Origin of the sequence: Pseudoalteromonas sp. (assembly GCF_041629635.1) — a bacterium.
Taxonomy (GTDB): domain Bacteria; phylum Pseudomonadota; class Gammaproteobacteria; order Enterobacterales; family Alteromonadaceae; genus Pseudoalteromonas.
Genome location: NZ_JBFKMX010000153.1, coordinates 1 through 8,091, shown reverse-complemented (window position 1 = coordinate 8,091; position 8,091 = coordinate 1). Strand labels below are relative to the sequence as shown.

The following is an 8,091-nucleotide window of genomic DNA, read 5'->3' as shown; positions in this document are numbered from 1 at the left end:
TGGGTTAAATATTCAGCCAACCACATTAACATGACTGTTCACCTTTCTTATTATTCAGCTCGTCTACTAATAGTTCCATGCGAGAACTACGCGAACCTTTTATGAGTATTGTTGTGCGCTCGAGAGTATTTGCTAAGTCGATTTCTAACGCTTGCTTTAATGCTTCAACGAGTTTTTCACGTGTTGAGAAGTGGCGACCAGGTTGTTCAAAAACATCGCTGGCAGATTGGCTCAATACACCTAATGTATATACATGATCAATGCCTTTTGTTTTGGCATATTCACCCACTTCTTGGTGATAGACACGTGCATCTTCACCAAGTTCAGCCATATCACCTAAAACCAGCATTTTTTCGCCATTAATACCACTTAACAAGTCAATTGCTGCACGAACAGAGCCTGGGTTTGCATTGTAGCTATCATCAATTAACGTCAACTTATTAGACACTTCAATAATATTTACACGCCCTTTTACCTGCGGCATATTGCTTAAACCTGAAGCAACTTGTGATAGTGTTACGCCAAGTGGCAACACTAATGCTGCAGCAACTAAACTGTTTGTCACATTATGCTTGCCTGGAATTGGCAATTTAACAGGCACAGATTCACCTTTATACACAAGAGTAAATTGTGCTCGGCCAAGATCATCAAGTTCGATGTTTTCAGCCCAGATATCTTTTTGTTTGGTTGCAGAAAATTGCGTAACCTGTTTATCTTCAAGGCGCGCTAACCAATAATCAATAAACTCACTGTCGGCGTTAACAACTGCAACACCGTCATCTGGCAGGCCTAAGAAAATTTCACCTTTAGCACGTGCAACACCAAATAGATCACCAAAGCCTTCTAAATGTGCTTCAGCAACATTGGTAATAGCTGCAACCTGTGGTTTCACTAAATCAGTAGTGTAGGCAATTTCACCTAAGTGATTTGCGCCTAGTTCTATCACCGCATATTGGTGTTTTTCTTCAAGGCGCAATAAAGTTAAAGGCACGCCAATATCGTTGTTAAAATTGCCATTCGTTGCCAGCACTTCACCCAGTTGTGACAAAATTGCAGCGGTCATTTCTTTAACAGTGGTTTTACCCACACTGCCTGTCATAGCCACTGTTTTAGGGCTGACATGCGCCATCACGGCTGCACCGAGTTTACCAAGTGCAAGACGAGAGTTTTCTACAACAAATTGAGGTATATCTACATCTTGAAGAGTTTCCACAATCAATGCTTTAGCGCCAAGCTGTTGCGCCGTTTTAGCAAATTTATGGCCATCAAAGTTTGGCCCTTTTAGCGCTAAAAAGACTTCACCTGCTTGTAGCTGGCGAGAATCAGTTACAATGGTTGAAAATGGCGTATTTTCGCCTTGATATGACACACCTAAGACATCCGCTATCCAATTTAGATCAGCCGAAATCATGCATTTTCCCCTTTTAAAATCTGCTGTGCAGCTAAACTGTCACTAAAGTGAACAGTATTAGTGCCTATAATTTGGTAGTCTTCGTGCCCTTTTCCGGCAATGAGTACAATGCCATCAGGTGAAGTGGAAGTAATCGCAAGCTTTATTGCGGCAAAGCGGTCATGCTCTACCACCGCTGTTTCTGGGAATTTAAATCCAGTGAGAATATCCGCTGTAATAGCCTCAGCATTTTCTGTGCGTGGATTGTCATTTGTGACAACCACATTTTTTGCATATTTTTCTGCAATCTGAGCCATCAATGGACGTTTACCTTTATCGCGATCACCGCCACAACCAAAAACACATGTTATGTTGTTGCCAACATGGTGTGATAAAGCAACAAGTGCTTGCTCAAGTGCGTCTGGCGTATGGGCATAATCCACAATACAGGTAGGGTAATTATCTGCGCTGAAAGCTTGCATTCTTCCGACTACCGCATCTAATTGCTCAATCTTATCAATTAACCAATCAAAGTCATATGCTAAATTCAGTAATGTCGCGAGCGCTGCTGTTAAGTTGTATAGATTAAACTTACCAAAAAGCGGTAAGGTTATTTCACTCACGCCCCAGCTAGAACGAACGTGGCACTTTAACCCTTGCTTTGAGTAAATAGCATTATCAAAAGAAACAAAAGGATAGCCAATATCAGTTGGTAAGTTTTCACCAAACACCACTGGGTTAGGTATTCTATTTTCAGCTAACCACTGTTTCACTTGTGCGTCATCAAAGTTAACGACATTACATTTTGTCGAAAACTTAGTAAGTAAAGTCAGCTTTGCTTCGCCGTAAGCATGCATAGTGCCGTGATAATCTAAATGATCGCGACTTAAATTAGTAAATACAGCAATATCAAACTCACTGTGATCAACCCGACCTTGCACTAACCCGTGTGAAGACACTTCCATCGCAACGAGATCATAATCCTGCATTTGCGCGAACAAGTGTTGTAATTCGATGGCTGAAGGAGTGGTATTGGCAAGCGGCGTAAGATCATTTGTTTGCCCCCAGCCAAGAGTTCCAATAACACCTGTTTTTTGCTCGTGTGCATTGGCAAGGTTCGCAATCATACTGGTGACAGTAGATTTACCATTAGTCCCTGTTACGCCTACTAATTTAAATTTCGCGCTTGGCTTGTTATAAAAAGCACTTGCAAAAAGGCTAAGCTGATTTGCCAAACCATCAATCACCAATACATTTTCATGCTCAGGTAAGTATTCGCATTGGCTATCAACCAAAACAAGTGATGCGCCTGATGCTAATGCGGAGTCTATAAATCGTGATGCATCAAGCTGATGACCTTTTATTGCAATAAACGCAGTACCGGGCGCAATGGCCCGGCTGTCTAAAGTCAGAGTGTTTGTTTCAATGCCGCAGCTAGGTTCACCTATTGCGAGCAGTGCGCGATCAATAGGTAACATATTCTCGCCGTTGGTTTAGTTGTGCGACCGCCTCTAAATCAGGGGCAACATTTAGAATACGAAGCGATCCAGACATTATTTCAGAAAAAGCAGGGCCTGCAACATCACCGCCATAATAAACATCACCTGCGGGCTCATTAATCATTACTACCACTGCTAAACGCGGATCCGATACAGGGGCAATACCTGCAAAGTAACCGACATATTCGTCACCATAACCACCAAATGCGGCTTTTTTCGAAGTACCTGTTTTACCACCAACACGATAACCATCTAGTTTAACGCGAGTAGCAGTACCACCTCGTTCAAATACACTTTCCATCATTTCAAGCACAGCATATGCATTACGCTTATCAAATACACGTTCACCATGCACTTTGCCTTCTTGCTTTAGAATTGTCAGTGGACGATTAATACCACCTGAGCCAATAGTTGCATAGGCTCGCGCCATTTGTGCAGTGCTGACAGAAATTCGATAGCCATATGAAAGTGTCGCAACTTCAAAATCAGACCAGCGACCATGAGGTGTGAATAAACCGTCGCTTTCTCCCACCATACCTGTGCCCGTTTCCTCACCAAAGCCTAAACGCTGGAAAAAACCGATGAAGTCCTGTTTTGGCATAGTTTGCGCTATTTTTGATACACCGACATTTGATGATTTTTGCAAAATAGTGCGCAGATCCATTGGCCCATTATTTTTGCCATCAGTGACAATACTACCACCAACACGCATCCAGCCTTTGGTATTGATGACGGTATCAAAATCTATAGTACGGTACTCTAACCCAGCTAATACTGATATAGGTTTCATTGTTGAGCCAGGCTCAAATAAATCGGTTATAGCACGGTTACGGCGTTTATGCGGTGCAGCATCTTTTAAATTATTAGGGTTAAATGACGGGCTATTCACCATCGCCAATACTTCACCGGTATGCACATCAACCACCATGGCACTACCAGAGGTTGCTTGATAACTTAATACTGCAGATTTAAGGGAACGGTATGCTAAAGATTGAATACGCTGATCAATACTCAATTGAATATTTTCCGGCTCAATACGCGCACGCTCGTCTAATATTTCAATCTCGCGCCCTTGTGCATCTTTGCGAATTGTTCGCTTACCTGCTTCACCTGTGAGTGCTTCATTGTAAAGTTTCTCAATACCTTCAATGCCTTCGCCATCGATATTGGTAAAGCCTAAAACATGTGCTGTCACTTCACCCGCTGGGTAAAAGCGTTTTGATTCATCTAGTAGGTAAATACCTGGTAAACTAAGTTCAGAAATATAACGTGCTACAGGTGGTGTAACTTGGCGCTTTAAATAAACAAAACGACGCGAACTGTCGCTTGTTAATTTACCATCGATAAGCGGCTTTTGCAGACGCAGAACTTCAGCAAGATCCTGCCAACGTGAATCACTATTATAAATCTCTTCTTTTTGCTGTGCTAAGCGAGCTGGATCTTTATCAAGTGCTGCTATTGCTTGTTTTAAATCTAATTGATTCTCGCGCGCATGCTTACGTGTTAAGCTATAAGCCTTTGCAGTTAATGCTTTGTCTAGTTGTTTTGGATCACCATAAACACTAACGACTGGAACACTAATAGCCAACTCGTTGCCGTGGCGATCTAAAATCAAACCACGCTGCACATTCACCTTTTCAACACGCACGGTACGTTTATCATTTTCAGACACAGCAAAATCAGGTTCAATCACCTGAATATAGGCCGCCCGGGCAACTAGAGTGGCAAATACAGCAAAAATCGTGACACATACTAATAAGTATCGCCAGCGAATTAATGCACCTTGTTTAGGTTTGTGATTATTTCGTCTCATGGCAGTACCACCAGCTTCTCATCCTTGCGTTCTGGTCGTTTCATATTGAGTTTTTTCTTGGCGATATCTTCAACACGGGCATGCTGTGCGTAGAATTCACTTTCGACCACTAAATAGCCCCATGCCAAATCTAACTCATCTTTTTGTTGTAATAATTTATCTTGTTTGATCACTTCTGCACGAGATGCATCAGTTACCATTACAACGGCAAGTGCTGTTGCAAAAATAGAAAAAAGCAGCCCCAAAGTGACCTTCTCCCTAAAAAGTCCCTTAGCGATCTCGATAAAAAGGTTTGGCCGACGTGTATTATTTTTACTAGCCACTACAACCTCTTGGCGACCCTAAGTACGGAGCTGCGCGCACGGCTATTGCGAGCTATTTCTTGCTCGCTAGGTTTAATAGCCTTTCCTATCGCTTTCAGCGTTAGGTTTTTATTAAGCTGATCTTCAGTCAAGGGAAGGCCTCTTGGAACCGACTCTCCCTTACTCTGTTTTTTTACAAACTGTTTTACTATGCGATCTTCAAGTGAATGGAATGAAATCACTGCAAGGCGGCCATCTTGCTTTAATACATCAAGCGAGCCTTGTAATGCCGTTGTGATCTCTTCTAATTCACTGTTAATGTAAATACGAATAGCTTGAAAGGTACGTGTTGCTGGATGCTTATGCTTATCTTTAACCGGTACAGCTTCATCCACTAGCTTTGCTAGTTGCCTGGTTGTGGTAATTGGCGTCTCATCACGGGTTTCAATAATTTTTGTCGCAATACGGCGACCAAATTTTTCTTCGCCATACTTTTTAATCACAAAGGTAATATCCTCAAGTTCAGCTTCTGCTAGCCACTCTGCAGCACTGCGGCCTGAGCTTGGATCCATTCGCATATCAAGTGGACCATCGTGCATAAAACTAAAACCGCGATCCGCTTCATCTAGCTGTGGGCTTGAAACACCAATATCGAGCAAAATACCATCGACTTGATGCAAGAGATTTAGATTTTCTGCTACTTGGCGAATATTAGAAAAGCGATCATGCACAATCTGAAAACGTGCATCATTTGCAAACTTTTTCGCAGCTTCAATTGCTGTTGGGTCGCGATCTATCGCAACTAAACGACCATTTTCACCTAAACGTTTTAAGATTTCGCCAGAATGACCACCACGACCAAAGGTACCGTCAATATAAATACCATTTGGCTTTATATCTAAAGCCTCGATTGTTTCATCGAGTAACACGGAAATATGTTGTTGGCTTTGAGACATAGAGCGCCTATTTATTAAAAATTGAAATCTTGTAGTCGTTCGCTAACGGTCAGATCTTTTTGTTGCTCTTGGGCGATATCTTGTTGAAGTTTTTCATTCCAAGTATCTTCATCCCACAGCTCAAATTTATTCAACTGACCTACTAGCATTAATTTTTTATTGAGCCCTGCATGCGCTCTTAGTGGAGAAGACAATAAAATTCTGCCGTTTTTGTCGAGCTGACATTCCATCGCACTACCTAGCAAAATACGCTTAACACGACGCTCAGCCTCAACCATGTTCGATAACTGGCTAAGTTTTTGTTCAACTTCTTGCCATTCACTTAATGGATACAACAACAGGCAGGGATCTTTTAAATCAATGGTGCACACTAATTGGCCTTCGCAATCTGCCTGCAATAAAGCACGAAACTTGGTTGGTATCGCCAAGCGTCCTTTATCATCGAGATTAATTGCATGTGCGCCACGAAACATGTAAGCGTTCCCATTTTGTTATTAGTGCCGATCCACTGAGATCCATTTTTTACCACTTTTCTCCACAGCATTAGAGTCTAGGGCTTGACACAGGTATTTGTCAAGAATTGTAACAATAATATTTTTCTCGCAAGCCCTTTGTTGATAAGGGCTAGAGCAAAGTTGATGAATTTAGTGGAAAAAAGTGGAGAGAGATCTTAGATCAAGCCTTTACTAGCCTTGCATTGAACCTTTTTGCATAAAAAGCGATCGAATTAATATTATTTATTGTGCAAACGATTTGCAGCTTGCTTTTGGATTTTACAAACTTTAACGGTAATTTATTGTTGTTATTTTTACCCTCTGGTAATTTGGAGCCATAAATTGCGATCTTATTTAAGGAAGATGTTTATGAAGTTCATTAAATTGCAAAAAGGAATCACCTTAGCCTTATCATTTTCGATGCTTGCTGCTTGTGGCGGTAGCTCAAGTAATGACAGTGAAACAGTTGTTGATGGTGGTACAACTGGCGGTGGAACAACAGGTGGTAATGACAACCAATGGGTTGCCAATGAATTTAAAGCAAAAGAAGATTTTGCAAATAAGTGCGCAATTGTTCGCACAGGTTCCGATCCATACACTGGCGAAGTTTATAAAGATACTGCTGGTACACTGAACGACGAAAAAATGTGGCTTCGTTCATGGAACCATGAATCTTACCTATGGTACAACGAAGTTGATGATGTTGATCCAGCCAACTACAGTACACCGCAATCTTATTTTGAAGTTTTAAAAACCTTCGCAAAAACCGACTCAGGTGCAGATAAAGATAATTTTCACTTCTATCAAGATACTGCGGAATACCGCGAACGCACTCAAGGCGGCGCATCATCAGGCTATGGCATTCGCTGGCACTTTGGCAGTACCACCCCCCCAAGGGAGTTATTGGTTGTGCAAACTGAGCCAAATTCGCCAGCCGCAGTTGCGGGCTTTAATCGTGGTGATCAAGTTTTAGCAGTGGATGGTGTTGATCTTATTAATAGCGATGATGTTGATACCTTAAATGCAGGCTTATTCCCTGAAAATGATGGCCAGACACATACCATTAAAGTAAAAGATGTATTTGGTACTGAAAAAACATTGGCTGTCACCTCTGGTAGCTTTGAAATAGCTCCAGTAAAAGCAACGAATACCTTTGTGCACGATGGTAAGAGAGTTGGTTATATCCAATTTGACACCTTTAGCATTGCCGATGCACAAACTGATTTGATTGAAAAATTTTCTGAATTTAGAAATTCTAATGTCAGTGAATTAGTGGTCGATTTACGCTACAACGGTGGTGGTTTACTCGCACTTTCATCACAACTAGCTTACATGATTGCTGGTGACGTAAATACAAATAACCGCAACTACTACACCTTAAAATACAATGGTAAATGGTCAGAAGATCAGGCACTGGGTTTTTATAATCAAGAAATTGATTGGGATAATAGCCGCTTTACCGGTGTTGATTTACCTACGGTTGCATTAAACAAAGTGTATGTGATCTCAAGTGGCTCAACCTGCTCTGCCAGTGAAGCACTGATCAATGGTCTTGCGGGCATTGATCTTGACGTGGTATTAATAGGTGGACAAACTTGTGGCAAACCTTATGGCTTTGTACCAACAGATAACTGCAG

At 41.6% G+C, this 8,091-nt stretch carries 7 protein-coding genes; 1 reads left to right on the top strand and 6 read right to left on the bottom strand.

Translation table 11 applies throughout. The annotated features are described in order from the left end of the window. Positions 1 to 25 precede the first annotated feature (25 nt). From murF to mraZ, 6 genes are read right to left on the bottom strand one after another with little or no spacing between them, the layout of a single operon-like run. The gene (gene murF / locus ABYD77_RS16265) at positions 26 to 1,411 is read right to left on the bottom strand and encodes a UDP-N-acetylmuramoyl-tripeptide--D-alanyl-D-alanine ligase (protein WP_372771158.1); all 1,386 of its coding nucleotides are present in this window, start codon (positions 1,409 to 1,411) and stop codon (positions 26 to 28) included. Beyond that, the gene (locus ABYD77_RS16260) at positions 1,408 to 2,868 is read right to left on the bottom strand and encodes a UDP-N-acetylmuramoyl-L-alanyl-D-glutamate--2,6-diaminopimelate ligase (RefSeq protein WP_372771157.1); all 1,461 of its coding nucleotides are present in this window, start codon (positions 2,866 to 2,868) and stop codon (positions 1,408 to 1,410) included. Before ABYD77_RS16260 ends, murF begins: the two co-directional genes overlap by 4 nt. Then, positions 2,855 to 4,702, bottom strand: a complete 1,848-nt coding sequence (locus tag ABYD77_RS16255) for a peptidoglycan D,D-transpeptidase FtsI family protein (protein ID WP_372771156.1) — start codon at positions 4,700 to 4,702, stop codon at positions 2,855 to 2,857. Before ABYD77_RS16255 ends, ABYD77_RS16260 begins: the two co-directional genes overlap by 14 nt. Beyond that, entirely contained in the window at positions 4,699 to 5,025 is a 327-nt protein-coding gene (ftsL, locus tag ABYD77_RS16250; protein WP_372771155.1) for a cell division protein FtsL, read from the bottom strand. Before ftsL ends, ABYD77_RS16255 begins: the two co-directional genes overlap by 4 nt. Beyond that, entirely contained in the window at positions 5,025 to 5,960 is a 936-nt protein-coding gene (rsmH, locus tag ABYD77_RS16245) for a 16S rRNA (cytosine(1402)-N(4))-methyltransferase RsmH (protein ID WP_372771154.1), read from the bottom strand. The genes ftsL and rsmH overlap by 1 nt, the downstream gene beginning before the upstream one ends. A 14-nt stretch (positions 5,961 to 5,974) precedes the next feature. Then, positions 5,975 to 6,433: a division/cell wall cluster transcriptional repressor MraZ gene (mraZ, locus tag ABYD77_RS16240; protein WP_010561177.1), complete on the bottom strand. Its 459-nt coding sequence runs from the start codon at positions 6,431 to 6,433 to the stop codon at positions 5,975 to 5,977. Positions 6,434 to 6,823: 390 nt separating this feature from the next. Between mraZ and ABYD77_RS16235 the strand changes: the two genes are divergently transcribed. After that, positions 6,824 to 8,091: S41 family peptidase (locus ABYD77_RS16235; protein ID WP_372771153.1), on the top strand; the 1,268-nt coding region annotated here is incomplete at its 3' end.

What these genes read in the sequence shown, in the direction of transcription:
- ABYD77_RS16255 (WP_372771156.1), bottom strand. Translation starts at nt 4,702, where the DNA reads ATGAGACGAAATAATCACAAACCTAAACAAGGTGCATTAATTCGCTGG.
- ABYD77_RS16260 (WP_372771157.1), bottom strand. Translation starts at nt 2,868, where the DNA reads ATGTTACCTATTGATCGCGCACTGCTCGCAATAGGTGAACCTAGCTGC.
- rsmH (WP_372771154.1), bottom strand. Translation starts at nt 5,960, where the DNA reads ATGTCTCAAAGCCAACAACATATTTCCGTGTTACTCGATGAAACAATC.
- murF (WP_372771158.1), bottom strand. Translation starts at nt 1,411, where the DNA reads ATGATTTCGGCTGATCTAAATTGGATAGCGGATGTCTTAGGTGTGTCA.
- mraZ (WP_010561177.1), bottom strand. Translation starts at nt 6,433, where the DNA reads ATGTTTCGTGGCGCACATGCAATTAATCTCGATGATAAAGGACGCTTG.